The following is a 21433-nucleotide window of genomic DNA, read 5'->3' on the forward strand; positions in this document are numbered from 1 at the left end:
GACGCTTCGGCACTTGCCAATCAGGCAAGTCCGGAGCGTTTTGTCTTGATGTGGCCGCTACGCCACGCCGGGCGGGCTTTTCAGGCCGGGCAGGTGGCCGCAAGTGCCCGTCCAGCTTGACTTTCTTCACATTTTGACGGCCCGATACGTAGCGTTTTGTCCAAGGCAGACCCTTGCGGTTTTGCCTAGTCCGAAATGGGGGACCTTTTCGCCCCTATTCCCCTGATGATCCGGGCGGCCGCTCGCCAATAATCCTAGCCTATTGTTCTACAAATCCGTCCAGCGCCGGCGCTGGCGGAAAAGCGGTTTAGCAGGGGGATACGGCGGATGGCCGAAGACAGCGACATGGAGCGGACCGAACCCGCCACGGGCAAACGCATTGAGCGTGCCCGTGAGCAGGGGGATGTGCCGCGTTCGCGCGAATTGGCCACGACCTTGATGCTGCTGGTCGGCGGCAGCTGTGTCTGGCTTTTCAGCGGCCCCGTAGTGACCGCCCTGGATCGCATCATGGTGGCGACCCTGACCTTCGAACGGGCGGCCGCCTTCGACCCGGCGCTGCTGTTCGACATGCTCAGTGCCCATATGCTGGATGTGGCCGTTTCCATGATCCCGCTGGCCTTCCTGATGACACTGGCCGCCATGGCTGCGCCGCTGATGCTGGGCGGCTGGCTGTTCAACGTCGATTCGCTGGCGCCCAAATTCAGCAAGCTCAATCCCATCAGCGGCTTCGCCAACATGTTCTCGATCAATTCCCTGGTCGAATTGGGCAAGGCGGTGCTCAAGACGCTGCTGGTCGGTACCGTGGCCTGGATCGCCATCCGCAGCCAGCTGGATGCCGTCATGGGCCTGGGCGTGGAATCGCTCAAGACCGCCGGTTCACATGCCGCGCAGCTGCTGTGGATCAGCTTCATCACCATGGTCTCGGCGCTGATCCTGATCGCGGCGCTGGACGTGCCTTACCAGATCTGGAATTACGGCCGCAAGCTGCGCATGACGCGCGAAGAGGTCAAGCAGGAACACAAGGAATCCGAAGGCGATCCGCACATCAAGGGCAAGATTCGCGCGATGCAGCGCGCCATGGCCCGCCGCCGCATGATGGCCGAAGTGCCGACCGCCGATGTGGTGGTGACCAACCCGACCCACTTCGCGGTCGCCCTGAAGTACACCGAAGGCAAGATGGGCGCGCCCAAGGTGGTGGCCAAGGGCGCCGACGACGTCGCCGCCAAGATTCGCGAACTGGCACGCGAGCACAAGGTGCCGTTGCTGGAAGCGCCGCCGCTGGCACGTGCGCTGCACGCCCATACCGAGATCGGCGACGAGATTCCCGAAGCGCTCTACACCGCCGTGGCCGAAGTGCTGGCCTACGTGTTCCAGTTGCGTACCTTCGGTCAGTTCGGCGGCAACCGTCCGGTGGAACCGACCGAACTGAACGTGCCCAAGGACCTTGATCCGGCCACTGCGCCCAAGAAGCCTCGCGGCCCCAAGAATAGAAACAGGCAGTAACGATGGCAACCAAACTCAATACCATGAAAATCCCGGCCTGGGTCCCGCTCAAGAGCGGCCGGGCGCTGGCGGCCCCGATCCTGATCGTCATGATGCTGGCGATGATGGTGCTGCCGCTGCCGGCTTTCATGCTGGATCTGCTGTTCAGCTTCAACATCTCGCTGTCGGTGATCGTGCTGATGACTGCGCTGTACACCGTCAAGCCGCTGGACTTCATCGCCTTCCCGGCGGTTCTGCTGGTGTCGACCATGCTGCGCCTGTCACTGAACGTGGCCTCCACCCGGGTGGTGCTGACCGAAGGCCACACCGGTCCGGATGCGGCCGGCAAGGTGATCGAAGCCTTCGGCCACTTCCTGATCGGCGGCAACTACACCGTTGGTATCGTGGTGTTCGTGATCCTGACCATCATCAACTTCATGGTGGTGACCAAGGGTGCCGGCCGTATTGCCGAAGTGGGCGCGCGCTTCACCCTGGACGCCATGCCCGGCAAGCAGATGGCGATCGACGCCGACCTCAACGCCGGCATGATCGGTGAACCCGAAGCCCGCGCCCGCCGCAAGGAAGTGGCGCAGGAATCCGAGTTCTACGGGGCCATGGACGGTGCCTCCAAGTACGTGCGCGGCGATGCCGTGGCCGGCATCATCGTGACGGTGGTCAACATCGTCGGCGGCCTGGTGGTGGGCATGGTGCAGCACGACCTGGCCTTCGACGCCGCGTTGAAGAACTATACGCTGCTGGCCATCGGTGACGGCCTGGTGGCGCAGATCCCTTCGCTGATCATCTCGACCGCCGCCGGTGTGGTGGTCTCGCGCGTGGCCAACGACCAGGACGTCGGCGGGCAACTGATCAACCAGCTCTTCGCCAAGCCGGAAGTGCTCTACATTACCGCCGTCATCATCGGCGGCATGGGCCTGATCCCGGGCATGCCGCACATCGCCTTCCTGCTGCTGGCTGCGGCCATGGCCGGCGGTGCCTACGCCATCAGCAAGCGGGTGCAAACGGCCAAGGCCGAAGCCGCCGCGGCCACTCCGCAGGCCGCTGCCGCCGCAGCTGCGCCCTCGGAAGCGGAAGAGGCGACCTGGAACGACGTCATGCCGGTCGATACCCTGGGCCTGGAAGTCGGCTATCGCCTCATCCCGCTGGTGGACAAGGGGCAGGGTGGCGAACTGCTCAAGCGCATCAAGGGCATCCGCAAGAAATTCGCCCAGGAAGTCGGTTTCCTGTCGCCGCCGATTCACATCCGCGACAACCTGGAACTGAAGCCGTCGGCCTACCGCATCACCCTGAAGGGTGTGGAAGTGGGCAACGGCGAGGCGCATGCCGGCCAGTACCTGGCCATCAATCCGGGCATGGTGACTGGTCCGCTGCCAGGGATGATGACCTCCGATCCCGCTTTCGGCCTGCCGGCCGTGTGGATCGACAGCAGCCTGCGCGAACAGGCTTCCACCATGGGTTACACCGTGGTCGATGCCGGTACCGTGGTGGCGACGCACCTGAATCACCTCATCACCACGCATGCGGCCGAACTGCTGGGCCGCCAGGAAGTGCAGAGCCTGCTGGATCACCTGGCCAAGGAAGCCCCCAAGCTGGTTGAGGACCTGGTGCCCAAGATGCTGCCGCTGGGCACGCTGCAGAAGGTCTTGCAGAACCTCTTGCTGGAAGGCGTGCATATCCGCGATATGCGCACTATCATCGAAACATTGGCCGAACACGCCGCCCGCATTCAGGATCCGACCGACCTGACGGCGATTGTACGGATTGCGCTGGGACGCGCCATCGTGCAACAGATTTTCCCGGGCGAGAGCGAGCTGGCCGTCATGGCCCTCGATTCCAAGCTCGAACGCCTGCTCATGCAGGCACTGCAGGCCAGTGGCGACACCGGCGGCATCGAGCCGGGCCTGGCCGATTCGCTGGTGCAGCAGACCGAAATGGCGGCGCAGCGCCAGGAGCAGATGGGCCTGTCGCCCGTGTTGCTGGTCGGCGCACCGCTGCGGACCTTGCTGGCGCGCTTCCTGCGCCGCGCCATGCCGCAGTTGCGCGTGCTGTCGCACGCTGAAGTACCCGAGTCGAAAACGATTAAAGTTACCAGCCTAGTTGGAGGGCAAGCATGAACGTCAAGAAATTTATCGCCAATTCTTCTCGCGAGGCCTGGCGTCAGGTGCGCGAGGCGCTTGGCCCGGATGCCGTCATTCTCTCCAACCGCAATATTCCTGACGGGGTGGAGATCCTGGCCATGGCCAACGAGGACATGACCACCCTGGTGGCCCCGACCGGCGCGCGCGACCCCAATGCTCGCCCGCAGGCGGCCTCGCTGCAGCAGCAGTCCGGTGCGCCGAACGCACAGCAGGCCAAGCGTCCGGCGCTGCTGTCGTCGCCGCTGGCCCAGCAGCCGCCCCGCGCCGCGCGTCCCGAGCATGCGCCATTGCTGGACCAGCCGGCCCACGGCCGCGCGCCTGCGCGCCCGGTGGAAGCCGCTCCGGCCAGCGATGCCCGCGTCTGGCGCAGCCGCCGCGCGGAGCAGGCGGCCGGTGGCCGTCCGGCCTCGGCCCAGCAGGCGCAGGAATCCGGAGAACACGACCAGCGTCCACGTTCGGCCCTGCCTGAATTCGATGGCAAGGACTACGACGAAATCCTCTCCGAAGTCATGAGCGAGATCCGCTCCATGCGCGGCGTGCTGGAAACCCAGCTGGCGGAGATTTCCTGGGGCGGTACGCAGAAACGCGATCCGCTCAAGGGCGTGGTACTGAAGGAAATGCTGGCGGCCGGCTTCTCGGCCAGCCTGTCGCGCCTGATCACCGAAAACCTGCCTGCCAACTCCAAGTCGCAGGACATCATGTTCTGGGTCAAGTCGGTGCTGGCGCGCAATCTCAATACCCTGGCCAACGAAAACGAACTGCTGGAAAACGGCGGCGTCTTCGCGCTGGTCGGCCCCACTGGCGTTGGCAAGACCACCACCACCGCCAAGCTGGCGGCGCGCTGCGTGATGCGCCACGGCTCCGGCAAGCTGGCCCTGATCACGACCGACGGCTACCGTATCGGTGGTTACGAACAACTGCGCATCTACGGCAAGATCCTTGGCGTGATGGTGCACTCGGTCAAGGATGAGACCGACTTGCGCATCGCCCTGGAAGAACTCAAAGGCAAGCACACCGTACTGATCGACACCGCCGGTGTCGGCCAGCGCGACCAGATGGTGGCCGAGCAGGACGCCATGCTGGCCGGTGCCGGCGTGGACATCAAGCGCCTGCTGTGCCTGAATGCCACCGCCACCGGCGGTACGCTCAATGAAGTGGTACATGCCTATTCCAGCTCCGGGCTGGCCGGCTGCATCATCACCAAGCTGGACGAAGCCGCCACCATCGGCAACGTGCTGGATGTGGTGATCCGCCACAAGCTCAACCTGCATTACGTGGCCAATGGCCAGCGCGTGCCCGAAGACCTGCATGTGGCCAACAAGCTCTACCTGGCCGACCGTGCCTTCAAGCAGAAGCGTGAAACCGCCCCTTTCGAATTCCAGGAAGGTGAGTTGCCGGGCGTGATCGGTCCTACTGCCATGTCCATGAATGACCGGGGACTGCGTGAGGTGAGCTTTGGCTAGTTACGATATCGACCAGGCAGCAGGGCTGCGCCGGATGCTGGAGCGTCCGGTGCCCAGGCTGTTCACCTTCTTCTCGGTGCTGGGTGAGGAAGAGAAGAGTGCCATGCTCATCAATCTGGCGGCGTCCCTGTCGCAGGCCAAGCACAGCGTGCTGGTGGTGGATGGCGACGTTGCCACGACCGGTCTGCTGACCCGCATCGGCCTGCGTCACGACGTGGCGACGCTGCAGGAAGTGGCGCGGATGGAGCGTCCCATGGCGGAAGCCACACGGCTCCTGCCGGAAGGTTTTTCGATGGCGCGCATCGCCCGCCGCAGCGTGCCCTCGGCGACCGATCCGCATGCCGGCCGTCTGGCGGAGATCTTCGACAGCCTCATCGAGCAGGCCGAGATTACGCTCGTCAATGGCGTGCTGGCGCGCGACCTGTCGCTGCCGGTGCCGACCATGGAAATGGGCGAGATCGTGATCCAGGTCTCGACCACGGCGTCTTCCATCAAGGCGGCCTATGTGCTGCTGAAGAGCTTGAGCGACCGCATCGGCCGCCGTCCCTTCAGTCTCATCGTCAACGATGCCACCGAAGCCGAAGCCCGTACCGTCTACGCCAACATGGCCCAGGCGGCCAGCCGCTACCTGGCGGCGCAGCTCAATTTCATCGGCGCGATTCCGGCGGATGACCATATTCGCCGCGCCACCGGACAGGGGCGGGCGGTGATGGACGTGTTTCCCTTCGCCGGTGCCGCGCTGGCTTTCCAGCGCCTGTCCAAGCGCTTCACGGCCGGTCCGGATGCGGCTCGCAGCAGCTACGGGATGGCCACCGACGGTGCCAGTCTGGGAGTGTGACGTGCATGTATAACGTCAAGGGAAAAAAGGGCAAGAACGACGTACTGGAGCAGCATGCGCCGCTGGTCAAGAAACTGGCGCATCAGCTCAAGGCCAAGCTGCCCCCCAGCGTAGAGGTGGACGACCTGATCCAGGCCGGCATGATGGGCTTGCTCGACGCCGTCAACCGCTACGAGGAAACCCATGGCGCGCAGTTCGAGACCTACGCCGTGCAGCGCATCCGTGGTGCCATGCTGGATGAGCTGCGCAGCAGCGACTGGCTGCCGCGCAGCATCCGCCAGAATGCGCGCAAGGTGGAAGAAGCCATGCAGTCCCTGCTGCAGCAACTGGGCCGTCAGCCGCAAGAAGCAGAAGTGGCGCAGCACATGAAGATCAGCCTGGCCGAGTATCAGTCGCTGCTGACCGACTGCGGCGGCCACCAGTTGATCTATTACGAAGATTTTCACGACGACGATGGCGGCCACGAACACTTCCTGGACCGCTACCAGACCGGTGACGGCGATGATGATCCGCTGCAGAGCCTGATCAATGGCGGTTTCCGTGAAGCCGTGGTGGATTCCATCAAGGCCTTGCCCGAGCGTGAGCAGATCCTGATGGCGCTGTACTACGAGCAGGAAATGAACCTCAAGGAAATCGGCGCCGTCATGGGCGTTTCCGAATCGCGCGTGTGCCAGTTGCACAGCCAGGCGATCTCGCGCATGCGTTCGTATCTGCGCGAGCATTCCTGGAGCGGGGTGGCCTGAGGCTGCCTGCCTTCAGGGCGCAGATCCGAGAGAGGACGCAGGACGCGTTAACGACAAAGCCCGGCAAATGCCGGGCTTTTTGTTGATGCGATCTTGCTGTGCTTCCGTGAGCGGGAGGCGGCTGAAACTTATACCACGCCCAGACGGCGTCCCGAGGACCGGATGCTGTTCTGGCCGTCCGGGCCATAGAAATTGCCGGTGCCGGTCTTGCCCTGCAGGATGGTCAGGGCGCTCTGATTGATGGACAGCTTCTTGCCGATCAGCAGGCCATTGACGCGGTTCAGTTCCTTGGCGTCCTGCGCCAGTTCGAACAGGCTGGCCCAGATCTCGCGGTCAGCGTCGCCGGCTTGCTCATTCATCCACTGTTGCATGCCGCTTTCATCTGCACTGTAGCCGAGGCTGCCCAGCAGCGCATGGCGATTGCCGGCCAGCGTGGACATTTCAGCAACGATGGCGGCCTTTTCGGTAATGATGTCGGTCAGGCCTTCGGCGGTGGCTTCCGCCAGCAGTGCCTGTTCCTGGCTCAGTTTTTCCACCAGGCGCGACAGCGCGGCGTGTTCCAGGGACAGGTTGCTGGCCGGATTCATGCGAAAGATCCTCTGAGCGGTAAAACGGGAATCAGGCCGGGCGGGCGCTGATGAGATTCTTGACGGTATCGATCACGCCGTCGGCGATCTTGTCGGCATCGATCTGGAAAGTGCCGTTGGCGATGGCCGCTTTCAGCTTTTCCACTTTTTCGGCATTGAAACCGCCGTTTTTGGTGTCCTTGGTTTCCAGCGCCTGATAGGTGCTGGACAAGCGCACGCTGTCCGAAGCCGCTTTGGTGGCGGCCGGGTCGGTGCCCGCAGGATTGGCGGCAGTCGTGTTGCGGGTCTGCGTTTGCGTCTGCTCGGTGTTGAGGGCAGCAGATTTGAGGGCGTCGTTAACGTTCACGGCAGTATTCCTTGTAGGGTGGGGGCGCTTCGCACCCGCCTGTCGTATGGATTATCGACCAGTTCTGGGCAAACTTTAACATTCCCGCACCTGAATTAAGCTGAATTCGGGTACTTTTCTTCACATTCCTGTCCGGGCGATCCGCTGCGTTTCGCGCGGGACTTGCCCTGCGGGAAATTGCTTCATATCAATAGAGAAACCGGGGCCACCGGCTCAATAGTTGATTTCCAGAATCCCGCCCGCTTTGGCAATACCGCTCACCACTTGGCCGGCCGCCGTCCGGGCCTGGGCCATCTGGCCTTCGTTGGCAGTGGTCAGGGCGCGCGCTTCGGTGGAAATCTGGAAGCCCGGGCCGATCGATACGACCCGTACCGCCTGGCCTTGCTGCACCACGCGCTGGTTGCGGATGGTGTCGAGGCGCAGCGGCGTACCGGCGCGCAGCGACATGTTGGCGACGCGGCCGATGACCTGTGATTCTTCGGTGATCACGCCGCTGGGCAGCGCCGACATGTCGCCGCGAATGCGTGTGATGTCGCTGGCGCTGATGGTCTGGCCCTGGGCCAGCGGGACCGCGGCGACCAGGTAATCCGAGATCACCTGCACGTTGGCGCGCAGGTAGATGGTCCAGGGGGAGGGGGCCACGCACTTGATGCCGACCGTGGTGCGGCCGAACAGGCGGCCACCATTGGGCATGAAGGCTTGCGGTTCAAGGCAGGCCGCCAGCGTCAGGCGTGCATCGGCGGGATCGATGGTGACCGTGACGCTGCCGGGCAAGCCCGAGGTCTGGCTTTTCAGGAATTGCTCCGCCACGTGTTGCAAGGCTTGCAAGTCCTGCTTTTGGGGGGAGTTGGGGTCGTTCTGGGCGAGCGCAGGCGCAGTCGCCCCCAGGCCGGCTGCCAGCAAGGACAGGACGGCGAAAGTGCGGCGCAGGGCGCGGAAAGCGTGTTTCATTTTGTGCAACTTGCCCGCAGGGCATAGGCGAATCTTGGCACTCATGGTACGTCGCGCGCGCGAGGTCAAAAGGGCAAACAGGGGAGGCTTTTCTCTCTTTATCGCCCCTTAGAGTTCGGGGTGCGAACGTATGATCAAGCCTACGTAATTCCATCATCGGCGCAGTCCGCAAGCGGCCCGGCAACAGGCCGGGCAGGACAGGGGGCGCTGGTACTTCCGGAGGACCTGATGGTCTCTAAGCTCGACGATTATTTCCGTTTCAACGAGATGGCGCTGAACCTGCGGTCCCAGCGCCAGCAGGTGCTGGCGTCCAACATCGCCAACGCGGACACGCCCAACTACAAGGCGCGTGACGTCAACTTTGCCGACGCGCTCAAGAATGCGCTGGACAACAAGTCCAACACGATCCCGCCGCTGCAGCTGGAGCGCACTGCTGCCACGCACGTGGCCGGCACCGCGCCCGACAACGGTCCGGGCAGCATCGGCGGCACCGCCTTGCAGTACCGCACGCCGGCCCAGGGCAGCGTGGACGGCAATACGGTCGATATGGATGTGGAGCGCAATGAATTCCTGGACAACGGCATCCGCTACGAAGCCGGCGTCACCTCCGTGAACGGCCAGATCAAGGCCATGCTGAACGCTATCCAACCGGGCTGATAAACATGTCTCTTTCCAACATCTTCAACGTCGCCGGCTCGGCCATGAGCGCCCAGGCACAGCGCCTCAACGCCACGGCCAGCAACATCGCCAACGCCGACAGCGCGACCAGCCCCGATGGCACGCCCTACAAGGCCAAGCAGGTGGTGTTCGAAGCCATTCCGGTGGGCAGCGTCAAGGACAGCGGCGTGAAAGTGGCGGCCGTGGTCGAGAATCAGGCCCCGCCCAAGCTGGTCTACGACCCCAAGCATCCCATGGCCGATGGCAATGGCTACGTCGCCATGCCCAACGTCAATCCGGTCGAGGAAATGGTCAACATGATCTCGGCCTCCCGCTCTTACCAGACCAATGTGGAAACGATGAACACGGCCAAGGCCATGCTCGTCAAGACCCTCACCATCGGCCAATAACCAGGACCTGAACCATGGCAATCGTCTCCAGTGACCTGCTCACCGCAATGAATGGCACGAGCAGTAGCTCGTCCACTACCACCAGCTCTTCCAGTCTGGACAACAACAGCCCGGACGCGATCCAGAACCGCTTCCTGACGCTCTTGATTGCGCAGATGAAGAACCAGGATCCCAGCAACCCGATGGACAACTCGCAGCTGACCACCCAGATGGCACAGTTGTCGACGGTCACGGGCATCAGCCAGCTGAACAATTCGCTGTCCACGCTGATGAGCAACCTCAATTCCTCGCAGGCGCTGTCGACCGCCAACATGATCGGCCACAGCGTGCTGGCCCCGGGCAACAGCATCCAGCTGACCAGCGATACCACCAAGGATGCCAGCGGTACGGAAACCACCAGCCAGAAGGCGGTGTTCGGCGTGAACCTGTCCGGTACCGCCTCCTCCGTAGTGGTCACCATCAAGGATTCCTCGGGCGCCGTGGTGCACACCACCGACCTGGGCACCCAGGCCGCCGGCGTGGTGCCGGTGATCTGGGACGGCTCCAACGATACCGGCGGCAAGGTGGCCGACGGCAATTACACCTTCACCGTCAGTGCCTCCAACAATGGCACTGCAGTCACCGCTTCGACCCTGTCGTTCGGTACCGTTTCCAGCGTCTCGACTGCGTCGGACGGCGTCAAGCTCAACGTCACCAATGTCGGCACCATCAAGCCGACCGACGTCGTGCAAATTCTTTAATCGTCATTACCGACAACATTCGGAACAAGGGGATATCTCATGAGTTTTCAGCAAGGTCTGAGCGGACTGAACGGCGCAGCCAAGAGCCTGGACGTCATCGGTAATAACGTGGCCAACGCCAGCACGGTGGGTTTCAAGCAGTCGCAGACGCAGTTTGCCGACATGTACGCCAATTCCATGAACCGTTCCGGCAATTCGCCGGTGGGTATCGGTGTGACGGTCGCCAATGTGGCGCAACAGTTCACCCAGGGCAATATCACGTCGTCCAACAACCCGCTGGATATCGCCATCAATGGTGACGGTTTCTTCCAGTTGGCCGCCAGCTCCAGCGACCTGTCGCCGATGTACGGCCGCAATGGCCAGTTCCAGCTCGACAAGAACGGCTACATCGTCAACCCCAGCATGAACGGGGCCTTCCTGATGGGTTATGCAGCCGGCGTGACCGGTGGCGACCCGGTGCGCCTGCAGATTGATACGTCCTCGATCCCGGCGACCACCACCACCACCATCAATACCAAGGTCAACCTGGATTCGCGCGTGACCGTGCCGACCACGACCACCTTCAGCGCCACCGACCCGACCTCGTACAACAACTCGACCGGCGTGACCATCTATGACAGCTTGGGCAATCCGTACAGCGTCCAGACTTTCTATGTGAAGAACACGCCGACCGGCACGCCGCCGACCACTACCTGGGACGTCTACGCCACCGTCGACGGCAAGACCCTGACCACCACCTCGGGCGGCACGGTCCCCCTGAAGCTGGGTTCGATGGTGTTCGATTCGACCGGTACCCTGACCTCGGGCGGTGCCATGACCATCGACCTGCGTTCGACCGGCACCAACCCCGGCATCGCCAAGGCCGGCGGCAACTTCGCCAGCACCATTGCGCTGAGCTACACCGGCTCGACCCAGACCGGTTCGGCCTTCGTCAACCTGGCGCAGAGCCAGAACGGCATGCCGCCGGGCACCCTGTCGAGCTTCTCGATCGACAAGGACGGCACCATCGTCGGTTCCTACAGCAACCAGCAGACCAAGAATCTGGGCAGCGTGGTGCTGGTCAATTTCGCCAACCCCAACGGCCTGCAGCCGCTGGGCAACAACCTGTACTCCGCCACCGCCGCCGCCGGCAGCCCGCTGGTGGGCAAGCCGACCACCGGTACCTTCGGTACCCTGCAGGCACGTGCGGTGGAAGACTCCAACGTCGACCTGACCGCCGAGCTGGTCAACATGATCGTGGCGCAGCGTGTCTACCAGGCCAACTCGCAGACCATCAAGGTGCAGGATACCGTGTTGCAGACGCTGGTCAGCCTGCGTTAACAGGGTGATCCGGCGCGCCTTGCGGCGCGCCTGCTTCAAGGCTGCCGGCGTCGCCGGTGGCCGGTTTCAACCGGTGGTGCCAGGGATGGGTGCCACCACTAAGGGGTGATATGGATCGTCTGGTCTATACAGCGATGTCGGGCGCCAAGCACACGCTTGAGCAGCAAGCCAGCGCCAGCAACAACCTGGCCAATGCCACGACCACGGGCTTTCGTGCCCAATTGAATACCTTCCGTTCGGCACCGGTGGTGGGGCAGGGCTTGCCGACGCGTGCTTTCGTGGTGGACTCCACCGCAGGCAATGATTTTTCGCAGGGTCCGATCCAGGACACCGGCCGTGCGTTGGATGTGGCCATTCAGGGCCGTGGCTGGATCGCGGTGCAGACTGCCGATGGCGGCGAAGCCTACACCCGCAACGGCAGCTTCAAGATCAACGAGAACGGCATCCTGCAGACCCAGAACGGCCAGTCCGTGCAGGGTGACGGCGGTCCGATCACGATTCCGCCCGATACCACCGTGGCCATCGCGGCTGACGGCACGGTGTCGTCGATCCCGACCAACGGCATTCCCAATGCGGTCAACGTGCTGGGCCGCATCAAGCTGGTCAACCCGGACGAGAAGAACCTGAAACGCGGCGACGACGGCCTGTTCCGCACCATCACCGGTGCCGCCCAGCCCGACGCCAACGTGCGCCTGGCCAGCGGTGCGGTCGAAGGCAGCAACGTGAACGTGGTGGAAGCGATGGTCAACATGATCAACCTGTCGCGCCAGTTCGAAATGAACATGAAAGTGATCCAGACCGCCGAAAGTGATTCCACCAAGGCGACCACGATCCTGTCGCTGTCTTGATGCTGCCTACGCACCTGACCTCACCGATGCACCCGCAGCGCAAGCGCTGATTACCGGAGAAACAAATGATTCGTTCCCTGTGGATTTCCAAGACCGGCCTGGATGCGCAACAGACGCAACTGGACGTGATCTCCAACAACCTGGCCAACGTCAGCACCAACGGTTTCAAGCGTTCGCGCGCCGTGTTCGAAGACCTGCTGTACCAGACCGTGCGCCAGCCCGGTGCCCAGTCCTCGCAGCAGACGCAATTGCCCTCGGGCCTGCAGATCGGTACCGGCGTGCGTCCGGTCGCCACCGAACGTATCTTCACCCAAGGCAACGTCAACCAGACCAACAATGACAAGGATCTGGCGATTCAGGGCAACGGCTTCTTCCAGATCCTGCTGCCGGACGGCACCACCGCCTATACCCGCGACGGTTCCTTCCAGACCGACAGCCAGGGCCAGATGGTGACCTCCAGCGGCTATACGCTGCAGCCGCCGATCACCATTCCGCTCAACACCACCAAGCTGACCGTGGGCCGTGACGGTACCGTCTCGATCATGCAGGCCGGTTCGACCGCCACCACCCAGATCGGCACCATCCAGGTCGCCACCTTCATCAACCCGGCCGGTCTGGAAAGCCGTGGCGAGAACCTGTACGTGGAAACCGCCGCTTCCGGTACCCCGAACCCGAACACCCCGGGCACCAACGGTGCCGGTGCCCTGTGGCAGGGTTACGTGGAAACCTCCAACGTGAACGTGGTGGAAGAACTGGTCAACATGATCCAGACCCAGCGCGCCTACGAAATCAACAGCAAGGCCATCACCACTTCCGACCAGATGCTGGCCAAGATTTCGCAGCTGTAATGCAGTCGTGCAGTGGTTTTTGAACAAGGCAGTCGGTAGCAGAAGAAGGACGAGGCAATGATGAAAAGCATGCTGAAATTGGCCACCATCGCGGGCGTGTTGGGCGTGAGCGCCTGCACCACCGTGCCGGACAGTATCGTGACCGGGCCCAAGACGGCGCGTCCGCAACCGGCATCCTACGCACCGCCGACCTCCGGCGCGATCTTCCAGTCGGCGGTCTACCGCCCCTTGCTGGAAGACCGCCGCGCGCGCCTGGTGGGTGACACCATCACCATCGTCATCAACGAAAAGACCAGTGCCGTCAAGTCAGCCGGGAGTTCGGCCAGCAAGACAGGCACGGTAGCCTCGCCGGCACCGACCATCTTCGGCACATCCATCAAGGAGTTGTCCGCCTCCGGTACCTCGTCCTCCAAATTCGAGGACAAGGGCGCCACCAGCTCCAGCAACACCTTCACCGGCACCATCGGCGTGACCGTGGTGGAAGTGCTCCCCAACGGCAACCTGGTGGTCTCGGGTGAAAAGCAGGTGGCGCTGGACAAGGGCGTGGAATATGTCCGCTTCTCCGGCACCGTCAGCCCCGACAACATCCAGACCGGCAACACCGTTTCGTCTACCCTGGTGGCTGACGCCAAGGTCGAATACCGTACCAATACCCGCGTCGACATGGCTGACTTCATGTCCTCGCTGGGCCGTTTCTTCTTCAGCGTTTCTCCTTTCTGATGTGGAGCAGTGCAATGACCCGGAAAGGATTTTTCGCCATGGACATGATCAGGATGGGCAGCAAGCTCCTGTCGGCTGCTGCCGTGGCCGCACTGTGCGTGGCCGCTGCCGCGCCGGCCCACGCCGAGCGCCTCAAGGACCTGGCCAGCATCCAGGGCGTGCGTCAGAACCAGCTGGTAGGTTACGGGCTGGTGGTAGGTCTTGACGGCAGCGGTGACCAGACCACACAGACACCCTTTACGGTGCAGAGCGTGGTGAGCATGCTGCAGCAACTGGGCGTGAACGTGCCCAGCGGCACCAGCAGCAACATGCAGCTGAAGAACGTGGCGGCAGCGATGGTGACGGCTACCTTGCCGGCCTTCGCGCAGCCGGGCCAGCTGATCGACGTGACGGTTTCTTCCATCGGCAACGCCAAGAGCATTCGCGGCGGCACGCTGCTGATGGCTCCCCTGAAGGGTGCGGACGGCCAGATCTATGCCATCGCCCAGGGCAACATCGTGGTCGGTGGTGCCGGCGGTTCGGCTGCCGGCAGCAGCACCGTCATCAACCAGCTGTCGGCAGGCCGCATCTCGGGCGGTGCGACCGTGGAACGGGCGGTGCCCAGTTCCCTCGGTGGCGGCGACATGGTGATGCTGGAACTGAACGACAATGATTTCTCGACCGCCAGCCGGGTGGTCGATGCACTGAACAAGCGTTTTGGCAGTGATACCGCCGTGGCCCAGGATGGCCGCGTGATCCGGGTGCGCGCACCGATCTCCAGCGGCGACCGCGTGGCCTTCCTCGGCGCGCTCGAAAACGTCGATGTCACCCCCGGCAAGCTGGCCGCCAAGGTGATCCTGAATGCACGTACCGGCTCGGTGGTGATGAACCAGAGCGTGATGCTCGATACCTGCGCGGTCTCGCACGGCAACCTGTCGGTGGTGATCCAGGCCGACAATGCGGTCAGCCAGCCCAATGCCCTGGCCGGTGGCCAGACCGCGGGCGTGCAGAATGCCCAGGTCTCGATCAACAAGGAGCCGGGCAAGGTCATGCTGTTGAAGGGCGGGGCCTCGCTGTCCGATGTGGTCAAGGCGCTCAATGCCATCGGTGCCACGCCGCAGGACTTGCTGGCCATCCTGCAGGCCATGAAGGCGGCCGGTTCGCTGCGCGCAGAACTCGAAGTGATCTGACGCTCCGGACTGATCCGACACCCAACGCTTTCCTCCAAGGTAATCCATGCTCAACAAGATCAACCCATCCAATCCGACCGAGGGACTTGCCGTCGATGCGAATGGGCTGAACGGCCTGCGTGAGGCTGCCAAGCAGAACACGCCGGAGTCCGTCAAGGGCGCAGCCAAGCAATTTGAGGCGCTGTTCCTGAACATGGTGATGAAGAGCATGCGGGATGCCACCCCGCAGAACGGCCCGTTCGACAACGAACAGACCAAGATGTTTACCTCCATGCTGGACCAGCAGCTGAGCCAGAGCCTGGCCCAGCGCGGCGTGGGCCTGGCTGACGTGCTGACGCGCCAGCTCTCGGCCTCGCTGCCCAAGAAACTGCCGGACGCGCAGGACCTGGAAGGCAATCCCTTGCCGGGCGAAGAGGGCTTGCCGATGGGTATTCCGCTGGTCAAGGACATGAGCGATGCCGACCGCGCCAAGTTCATCCAGAGCTTCGCCAGCCAGCAGGCGGCGGAGAGTACGGACCAGGATGGCCGCAACAAGCAGCGCCGCAATTCCAACAAGCCGGCCCACGTCGAAGCCTTCCAGAACCGCCTGCAGGCCGACGCCGAAATGGCCAGCAAGATGACCGGCATTCCGGCCAAGTTCATGCTGGCGCAGGCCGCGCTGGAAACCGGCTGGGGCAAGAAGGAAATCGTCACGCGCGATGGCCGCTCGGCGCACAACCTGTTCGGCATCAAGGCCACCGGCAACTGGACCGGCAAGGTGGTCGAGGCCACCACCATCGAATACATCAACGGCAAACCGCAGAAGCGCGTGGAGAAATTCCGCGCCTATGATTCCTATGCGGATGCCTTCAAGGATTACGCCAACTTGCTGCGCAGCAATCCGCGCTACGAGAAGGTACTGGCCAGCGCCCAGGATGCCCACGGCTTCGCCTATGGGCTGCAGCGCGCCGGCTATGCGACCGATCCGCATTATGCGGAGAAGCTTTCGCGCATCATCCGCCAGTCGCTCTCGGCCTGATTTTTCAGCGCCGCAGGGCGTGTCCGGGCGGCAAGCTCATCGGTTCCGGCCGGAAACAAATTTGGACCGGACCCTCTAAAGTTTTGGTCAATCCTGCCGTTGACTTGGTTATTCCGCTAAAAGCTTTCAGGGACGACAACCTAGCATGGCAACTAACATCTTCAGTATCGGGCAAAGCGCGTTGCAGGCGGCCATGGCGGCGCAGGCCACCACCAGCCACAACATCTCCAACGCCACCACTCCCGGCTACAACCGCCAGGAAGTCGTGCAAAGCTCGGCCGGCGGCATCAACTACGGTTACGGTTTCGTCGGCCAGGGCACCCAGGTCACCGAGATCAAGCGCATCTACAACGACTTCCTGACCAAGCAGGCGCTGGCCTCGCAGAGTTCGGCCAGTTCGCTGGATTCGTACTACTCCCAGATCTCGCAGATCAACAACATGGTGGCCGATACCAAGGCCGGCCTGTCGCCCGCGCTGCAGGATTTCTTTGCGGCAGTCCAGAACCTGGCCTCCAACCCGAATACCCAGGCTTCGCGCCAGTCGGTGCTGTCGCAGGCGTCGACCCTGGTAGCGCGCGTCTCCAGCATCAATGACCAGCTGGCCCAGAGCAGCGCCAGCGTCAACAGCCAGATCACCTCCACGGTGACCAGCATCAATTCCTATGCCCAGCAGATCGCCAAGCTGAACCAGGCCATCGTCAATGCCAACGGTACCGGTGGCGGCCAGCCGCCCAACGATCTGCTGGACCAGCGCGACCAGCTGGTGTCCGAGCTGAACAAGTACGTCAAGATCACCACCGTGCCGCAGGATACCGGCGCGGTGAGCGTGTTCATCGGCACCGGCCAGGCGCTGGTGACGGGCGACCAGGTCACCCAGATGGTGGTGACCAATTCGCCTACCGATGTCTCGCGTCTGCAGATCGGCCAGGTCACTGCGGGCGGCGGCACGGTCACGATTCCCGACAGCTTCTTCTATGACGGCGGCAGCCTGGGCGGTCTGCTCAAGTACCGCACGGAAACGCTGGATCCGACCCAGAACGCTTTGGGGCGCATCGCCATCGCCATGGGCACGGCCTTCAACCAGCAACAGAAGCTGGGCCTGGACCAGAACGGCAATGCCGGCACGGCCATGTTCAACGTCAGCTCGCCCAACCTGATCGGTTTCCCCGGCAATACCGGGACGACCAACCTGACGTCGACCATCAGCGATCCCTCGGCGCTGAGCACCAGCGACTACACGCTGAGCTATGACGGCACCAACTACACCTTCACCCGGCTGTCGGACAACACCAAGACCGTCAAGGTCGCGGGTGATTTCCCGGTCACGCTCGATGGCGTGACCTACTCCAACGGTGCGACCCCGGGCGGCGCGCCGACCATGGCCAGCGGCAACACCTACAAGATCCAGCCGACCGCCAATGGCGCAGCTGCCTTCTCGCTGGCGCTCAACAATACCCAGTTGCTGGCCACGGCCGCGCCGATCACCACCGCGATCAACGCCACCAACAACGTCAATGCCAGCACGCCGGGCACCAATACCGGCAATGCGATCATCTCCAACACCTCGCTGGATCCGACCACCTTCAAGCAGGGCTCCTCGGTCGCCTTCACGGCTTCGCTGAGCGGCACCCAGGTGCAACTGACGGCGGCCTGGACCGGAGCAACGCCGGCACCTGCGGTGACCTATACCAATCCGGACGGCACCACCGGTTCGGTGGCAGCCGGCACGGCGTTCAACTACACGCCGGGCATGACCATCAGCAGCGGAGGCGTGACTTACTCCCTGACCGGCACACCGTCGGCCGGCGACAAGTTCAACTTCGCGCCGGTGGCGGCCAACAAGGGCACGGCGACGATCAACACCGGTTCGGTCACGGCGGCGTACCTGACCACCACCACGCCGCTGACCAAGCCGACCACGCTGACCTACAACACCGCGGCCACGCCGCCGGCGTTCACCATTTCGCCGGCCGTGCCTGCTGGTGGCGGCACCATCACCCACCAGGATGGCACCACCACCGCCATCGCAGGCGGTGCCACCAGCCTGGCCTATACCGCTGGCGACACCTACGAGATCAGCGGCGTCAAGTTCAAGATTTCGGGCCAGCCGTCCAATGGCGACCAGTTCACCATTGCCGCCAACACCAGCGCCGCGTCGGACAACCGCAACGCGCTGGCCATGGCCAACCTGCAGACGGCCAACACCATCAATGGCACCAGCTTCCAGGGTTCCTACTCGCAGCTGGTGGCCACCATCGGCAACAAGACCAACGAGATCAACGTCACCAACACGGCCGAGAAGACGCGCCTGACGGCGATCCAGGCCCAGCAGCAGTCCGAGTCCGGGGTCAACCAGGACGAGGAACTGGCGCAGATGATCAAGAACCAGCAGCAGTACCAGGCCGCGGCCAAGATCATCCAGGCCGCCAGCGACATGATCAATGTCCTGCTCACCCTGGGCGGTTAATCAGTTAAAGGAAGACGACCATGCGTATTAGCACCCAGATGCTCTATCAGTCGAGCAACAATGACCTGACCAGCATGCAGAGCCAGATCCTGAAGCTGACGCAGCAGGTGACGGCGCAGCAGAAGGTGTTGCTGCCCTCGGATGATCCGGTGGCTGCCGCCCGCGCCCTGGACATGACCCAGACCTCGGCCCTCAACGACCAGTACAAGACCAATCGCCAGAACGCCAACAGCGCGCTGTCGACCGTGCAGGGAACCCTGGACAGCCTGACCAACATGCTGACCAAGCTGAAATCCAACGTCATCACGGCCGGCAATGCCTCCTACTCGAACGCCGAGCGTATCAACATGGCGTCCGAGATCAAGGGCAACCTCAACGAAGTGCTGGGCTATGCCAATGCCCAGGACGGGCAGGGCAACTACATCTTCTCCGGCTTCAAGAGCACGACGCAACCCTTCACGCTGGATGGTACCGGCGGCGTGGTCTACAACGGCGACCAGGGGGCCATGACGCTGCAGGTGGACTCGACCCGCCAGATGGATGTCAGCGCCTCGGGCCAGACGGTGTTCCAGGGCAATGGTCAGGACATCTTCAAGACCATGACCAACCTGATCAACGTCTTGTCGGTGCCGGTGACCGAAGCCGCCAACAAGGCCGATGACACGGCCGCCAACAACTACGTCTATCCCGCTGGCAGCGGCCAGACCCCGATCGCCGCCTACAAGGCGGCCCAGGCTACCCTGGATGCCATGAAGCCGGACGATCCGGGCTACCAGGCGCAGTTCACCTCGACCGCCGCACTCAAGCTGCAGTCGGATGCGGCCAATGCGGCACGTACCCCGGTGGTCGGCAGCCAGGCGGCACTGGCACGCAACCTGGCGCAGTTCAACACCCAGATCGACTCGATCTCCAGCAGCGTGTCCACCGTCAAGGCATCCATCGGCGCGCGCCAGAACGAGCTGGACAACCTCGACGCCGCCGGTGAAGTCAACAAGGAAAACTACACGCAGACCATCAACAACCTGCTGGGCCGCAACCTGTCCGATACCAGCGAGCTGATCAGCGACCTGACGCTCAAGCAGACCTATCTGTCGGCGGCGCAGAAGGTGTTCGTCACCACCAGTGGCCTGACTTTGCTGAATTACCTGAAATAATGAATTTACTTTCACAGCGACGGCGTTCCAGGCCGATCGCCGTGAAGGAAAATGCAAAAAAGGCGAACCCGCGGGTTCGCCTTTTCATTTGCTGCGGACACAAACTGCCGCCGCTCATTGCGGCGGAGTCGCACGGGCATCGCCGCCCAGGGCCTGGTACAGCGTCATCTGGTTTTTCAGCTGGTTCAGGCGGACCTGTGCCAGCGTGTTCTCGGCGCTGCGGCGTTTGTCCTGCTGATCCAGCCAGGATTGCAAGGTCACCGAGCCGGCCCGGTAACGCAGTTCGTAGAGCTGTTCGGCTGCCCGTGCCACCTCGACGTTGCGCGCCAGCAGCGCCTGCTGCCGAGCGTATTGCGTGCGCGCCGAAAGGGCGTTCTCGACGTCGCTGAAGGCGGCGTACAGAGTCTGGCGGAACTGGGTGACGGCGCTCTCATAGTCGGCCTGCGAGACCTTGATCTGCAGCTTCATCTGGGTCTGCTGCAAAAACGGCAGGCTCAACTGCGCCGCCAGCGAGGCCACCGGATTCTGCACCAGGCGCAGCAAGGCGTCGCTGCTGGTCCCCAGCGATCCGGTCAGGCTCAGCTTCGGATAGAAACTGGCGCGCGTCAGGTCGACGTTGGCCAGCGACTCGCGCAACCGCAATTCAGCCGCCCGCAGATCCGGACGCCGCGCCAGCAGTTCGGCCGGCAGTCCCGCCTCCAGCACCGGCAGGGGCTGCTCCGGCAGCGCCGGTGGCAGGCTGCGGCGCTGGCCGGGCGGACTGTCGAACAGGATGGCCAGGGCATTGTCATTTTCCACCTGCTGCTGCACCAGTTCGGTATAGCTGGCTTGCTGGCTCAGCAGGTTCTGCTGTGCGGTCAGCACATCCACTGACGACACCGCCCCTGCGCGGTACTGGGTATTGATCAGGTCCAGGGTCTTCTGCGCGTAGGCGATGCTTTGTTCGGCAGTGCGCAGCCGCTGGTTCAGGTAGGCACCGGTCCAGTACAGGTTGGCGGTGGTGCCGACCAGCGAGAGCGCCGTGGCCACGCGGTCTTGCTCGGTGGCCAGGACTTCCCAGCGGGCCACGTCGTAGTTGGTACCCAGCCGGCCCCACAGGTCGACTTCATAGGACAGGCTCAGCGAGTTCTGGCTGCTGCGGGCAGTCTGGCGATTGCCATCGAGCGCCTTGCTGGCGGTGCTGCCCACTTGTCCGCTGAGCGCCGGGACGAAGGCATCATTGGCGATCCCGGCCTGCAACTGGGCGCGTCGGACCTTGATGGTCGCCAGCGCCAGGTTGTTGTTCTTGCGCAGGACCTCATCGATCAGGGCGCTGAGGGTCTCATCGCCGAAGCCTTGCCACCAGCGGCTGGCGTTGACGGCAGCGGCCGGGTCGCGTTGTTGCCAGGCGGCCGGGGTCTGGGTCACTGGCGCGGTGTAGGGCGTGCGCACCAGCGAACTGCAGCCGCCCAGCAGGGCCAGCGCCAGCAACAGCGCGAAGCGGGAAGGAGGAGGGAAGGACAGGAACTTGGACATG

At 63.2% G+C, this 21433-nt stretch carries 20 protein-coding genes; 16 read left to right on the forward strand and 4 right to left on the reverse strand.

The genetic code is table 11. From position 1 onward, the window contains the following. The first annotated feature begins 327 nt into the window (after window positions 1–327). From flhB to JOD78_RS00790, 5 genes are read left to right on the forward strand one after another with little or no spacing between them, the layout of a single operon-like run. Window positions 328–1503, forward strand: coding sequence for a flagellar biosynthesis protein FlhB (flhB, locus tag JOD78_RS00770; protein WP_121039716.1), 1176 nt, complete (start codon window positions 328–330; stop codon window positions 1501–1503). A 2-nt stretch (window positions 1504–1505) separates the two neighbouring features. Continuing rightward, a complete protein-coding gene (flhA, locus tag JOD78_RS00775; protein ID WP_039788504.1) occupies window positions 1506–3614 on the forward strand; it encodes a flagellar biosynthesis protein FlhA in 2109 nt (702 codons plus the stop codon). Beyond that, window positions 3611–5101, forward strand: coding sequence for a flagellar biosynthesis protein FlhF (gene flhF / locus JOD78_RS00780; protein ID WP_121039719.1), 1491 nt, complete (start codon window positions 3611–3613; stop codon window positions 5099–5101). The genes flhA and flhF overlap by 4 nt, the downstream gene beginning before the upstream one ends. Before the next feature lie 34 nt (window positions 5102–5135). Further along, window positions 5136–5939: an antiactivator of flagellar biosynthesis FleN protein gene (locus tag JOD78_RS00785; protein WP_039788501.1), complete on the forward strand. Its 804-nt coding sequence runs from the start codon at window positions 5136–5138 to the stop codon at window positions 5937–5939. Between the two features lie 5 nt (window positions 5940–5944). Further along, window positions 5945–6682, forward strand: coding sequence for an RNA polymerase sigma factor FliA (locus JOD78_RS00790; RefSeq protein WP_121039722.1), 738 nt, complete (start codon window positions 5945–5947; stop codon window positions 6680–6682). A gap of 128 nt (window positions 6683–6810) precedes the next feature. On the opposite strand, the gene JOD78_RS00795 is transcribed toward JOD78_RS00790, so the two are convergent. The 3 genes from JOD78_RS00795 to flgA all read right to left on the reverse strand — a co-directional run bounded on the left by JOD78_RS00795 (window position 6811) and on the right by flgA (window position 8566). Next, window positions 6811–7269 carry a flagellar protein FlgN gene (locus JOD78_RS00795; RefSeq protein ID WP_134135250.1) on the reverse strand — a complete coding sequence of 153 codons (459 nt, stop codon included), beginning with the start codon at window positions 7267–7269 and terminating at the stop codon, window positions 6811–6813. A 31-nt stretch (window positions 7270–7300) separates the two neighbouring features. After that, window positions 7301–7615: a flagellar biosynthesis anti-sigma factor FlgM gene (gene flgM / locus JOD78_RS00800; RefSeq protein WP_039788497.1), complete on the reverse strand. Its 315-nt coding sequence runs from the start codon at window positions 7613–7615 to the stop codon at window positions 7301–7303. 213 nt (window positions 7616–7828) lie between these two features. After that, window positions 7829–8566 carry a flagellar basal body P-ring formation chaperone FlgA gene (gene flgA / locus JOD78_RS00805; protein ID WP_245201941.1) on the reverse strand — a complete coding sequence of 246 codons (738 nt, stop codon included), beginning with the start codon at window positions 8564–8566 and terminating at the stop codon, window positions 7829–7831. 228 nt (window positions 8567–8794) lie between these two features. Here flgA and flgB point away from each other — a divergent pair, with 228 nt between their 5' ends. The 11 genes from flgB (at window position 8795) to flgL (ending at window position 19917) form a co-directional block, all read left to right on the forward strand. Next, complete coding sequence (gene flgB, locus JOD78_RS00810; protein WP_034329662.1) at window positions 8795–9223, forward strand: flagellar basal body rod protein FlgB; 429 nt, start codon at window positions 8795–8797, stop codon at window positions 9221–9223. Between the two features lie 5 nt (window positions 9224–9228). Next, a complete protein-coding gene (gene flgC, locus JOD78_RS00815; RefSeq protein WP_034329665.1) occupies window positions 9229–9633 on the forward strand; it encodes a flagellar basal body rod protein FlgC in 405 nt (134 codons plus the stop codon). Between the two features lie 14 nt (window positions 9634–9647). Further along, a complete protein-coding gene (locus JOD78_RS00820) occupies window positions 9648–10373 on the forward strand; it encodes a flagellar hook assembly protein FlgD (protein ID WP_034329667.1) in 726 nt (241 codons plus the stop codon). A 39-nt stretch (window positions 10374–10412) separates the two neighbouring features. Next, complete coding sequence (gene flgE / locus JOD78_RS00825) at window positions 10413–11693, forward strand: flagellar hook protein FlgE (protein WP_121039728.1); 1281 nt, start codon at window positions 10413–10415, stop codon at window positions 11691–11693. 110 nt (window positions 11694–11803) lie between these two features. Then, entirely contained in the window at window positions 11804–12541 is a 738-nt protein-coding gene (gene flgF, locus JOD78_RS00830) for a flagellar basal-body rod protein FlgF (protein WP_034331591.1), read from the forward strand. Between the two features lie 65 nt (window positions 12542–12606). Beyond that, on the forward strand, window positions 12607–13389 hold the full coding sequence (flgG, locus tag JOD78_RS00835) for a flagellar basal-body rod protein FlgG (protein WP_034331590.1): 783 nt from the start codon (window positions 12607–12609) through the stop codon (window positions 13387–13389). 60 nt (window positions 13390–13449) lie between these two features. Continuing rightward, window positions 13450–14109 (forward strand): flagellar basal body L-ring protein FlgH, encoded by a 660-nt coding sequence (locus JOD78_RS00840; RefSeq protein ID WP_134135366.1) that lies wholly within the window; start codon window positions 13450–13452, stop codon window positions 14107–14109. Window positions 14110–14147: 38 nt separating this feature from the next. Then, on the forward strand, window positions 14148–15278 hold the full coding sequence (locus JOD78_RS00845) for a flagellar basal body P-ring protein FlgI (RefSeq protein ID WP_134135252.1): 1131 nt from the start codon (window positions 14148–14150) through the stop codon (window positions 15276–15278). A gap of 46 nt (window positions 15279–15324) precedes the next feature. Continuing rightward, on the forward strand, window positions 15325–16296 hold the full coding sequence (gene flgJ, locus JOD78_RS00850; RefSeq protein ID WP_034331587.1) for a flagellar assembly peptidoglycan hydrolase FlgJ: 972 nt from the start codon (window positions 15325–15327) through the stop codon (window positions 16294–16296). Between the two features lie 145 nt (window positions 16297–16441). Then, complete coding sequence (gene flgK, locus JOD78_RS00855) at window positions 16442–18763, forward strand: flagellar hook-associated protein FlgK (RefSeq protein ID WP_121039731.1); 2322 nt, start codon at window positions 16442–16444, stop codon at window positions 18761–18763. Window positions 18764–18783: 20 nt separating this feature from the next. Then, window positions 18784–19917, forward strand: coding sequence for a flagellar hook-associated protein FlgL (gene flgL, locus JOD78_RS00860; protein WP_121039734.1), 1134 nt, complete (start codon window positions 18784–18786; stop codon window positions 19915–19917). 114 nt (window positions 19918–20031) lie between these two features. Here flgL and JOD78_RS00865 read toward each other — a convergent pair whose 3' ends face one another. After that, window positions 20032–21432: an efflux transporter outer membrane subunit gene (locus JOD78_RS00865; RefSeq protein WP_121039737.1), complete on the reverse strand. Its 1401-nt coding sequence runs from the start codon at window positions 21430–21432 to the stop codon at window positions 20032–20034. Window position 21433 lies beyond the last annotated feature (1 nt).

The organism is Herbaspirillum sp. 1130 (assembly GCF_017833835.1).
Taxonomy (GTDB): domain Bacteria; phylum Pseudomonadota; class Gammaproteobacteria; order Burkholderiales; family Burkholderiaceae_D; genus Herbaspirillum; species Herbaspirillum huttiense.

Excerpts from the sequence above, each read along its gene's own strand:
- JOD78_RS00865 (WP_121039737.1), bottom strand. The coding sequence starts at position 21,432 with ATGTCCAAGTTCCTGTCCTTCCCTCCTCCTTCCCGCTTCGCGCTGTTG.
- flgJ (WP_034331587.1), top strand. The coding sequence starts at position 15,325 with ATGCTCAACAAGATCAACCCATCCAATCCGACCGAGGGACTTGCCGTC.
- flgB (WP_034329662.1), top strand. The coding sequence starts at position 8,795 with ATGGTCTCTAAGCTCGACGATTATTTCCGTTTCAACGAGATGGCGCTG.
- JOD78_RS00795 (WP_134135250.1), bottom strand. The coding sequence starts at position 7,269 with ATGAATCCGGCCAGCAACCTGTCCCTGGAACACGCCGCGCTGTCGCGC.
- flgL (WP_121039734.1), top strand. The coding sequence starts at position 18,784 with ATGCGTATTAGCACCCAGATGCTCTATCAGTCGAGCAACAATGACCTG.
- flhF (WP_121039719.1), top strand. The coding sequence starts at position 3,611 with ATGAACGTCAAGAAATTTATCGCCAATTCTTCTCGCGAGGCCTGGCGT.
- flhB (WP_121039716.1), top strand. The coding sequence starts at position 328 with ATGGCCGAAGACAGCGACATGGAGCGGACCGAACCCGCCACGGGCAAA.
- flgE (WP_121039728.1), top strand. The coding sequence starts at position 10,413 with ATGAGTTTTCAGCAAGGTCTGAGCGGACTGAACGGCGCAGCCAAGAGC.
- JOD78_RS00820 (WP_034329667.1), top strand. The coding sequence starts at position 9,648 with ATGGCAATCGTCTCCAGTGACCTGCTCACCGCAATGAATGGCACGAGC.
- JOD78_RS00845 (WP_134135252.1), top strand. The coding sequence starts at position 14,148 with ATGGACATGATCAGGATGGGCAGCAAGCTCCTGTCGGCTGCTGCCGTG.
- flgF (WP_034331591.1), top strand. The coding sequence starts at position 11,804 with ATGGATCGTCTGGTCTATACAGCGATGTCGGGCGCCAAGCACACGCTT.
- JOD78_RS00790 (WP_121039722.1), top strand. The coding sequence starts at position 5,945 with ATGTATAACGTCAAGGGAAAAAAGGGCAAGAACGACGTACTGGAGCAG.
- JOD78_RS00785 (WP_039788501.1), top strand. The coding sequence starts at position 5,136 with ATGCTGGAGCGTCCGGTGCCCAGGCTGTTCACCTTCTTCTCGGTGCTG.
- JOD78_RS00840 (WP_134135366.1), top strand. The coding sequence starts at position 13,450 with ATGAAAAGCATGCTGAAATTGGCCACCATCGCGGGCGTGTTGGGCGTG.
- flgK (WP_121039731.1), top strand. The coding sequence starts at position 16,442 with ATGGCAACTAACATCTTCAGTATCGGGCAAAGCGCGTTGCAGGCGGCC.
- flgG (WP_034331590.1), top strand. The coding sequence starts at position 12,607 with ATGATTCGTTCCCTGTGGATTTCCAAGACCGGCCTGGATGCGCAACAG.
- flhA (WP_039788504.1), top strand. The coding sequence starts at position 1,506 with ATGGCAACCAAACTCAATACCATGAAAATCCCGGCCTGGGTCCCGCTC.
- flgA (WP_245201941.1), bottom strand. The coding sequence starts at position 8,566 with ATGAAACACGCTTTCCGCGCCCTGCGCCGCACTTTCGCCGTCCTGTCC.
- flgC (WP_034329665.1), top strand. The coding sequence starts at position 9,229 with ATGTCTCTTTCCAACATCTTCAACGTCGCCGGCTCGGCCATGAGCGCC.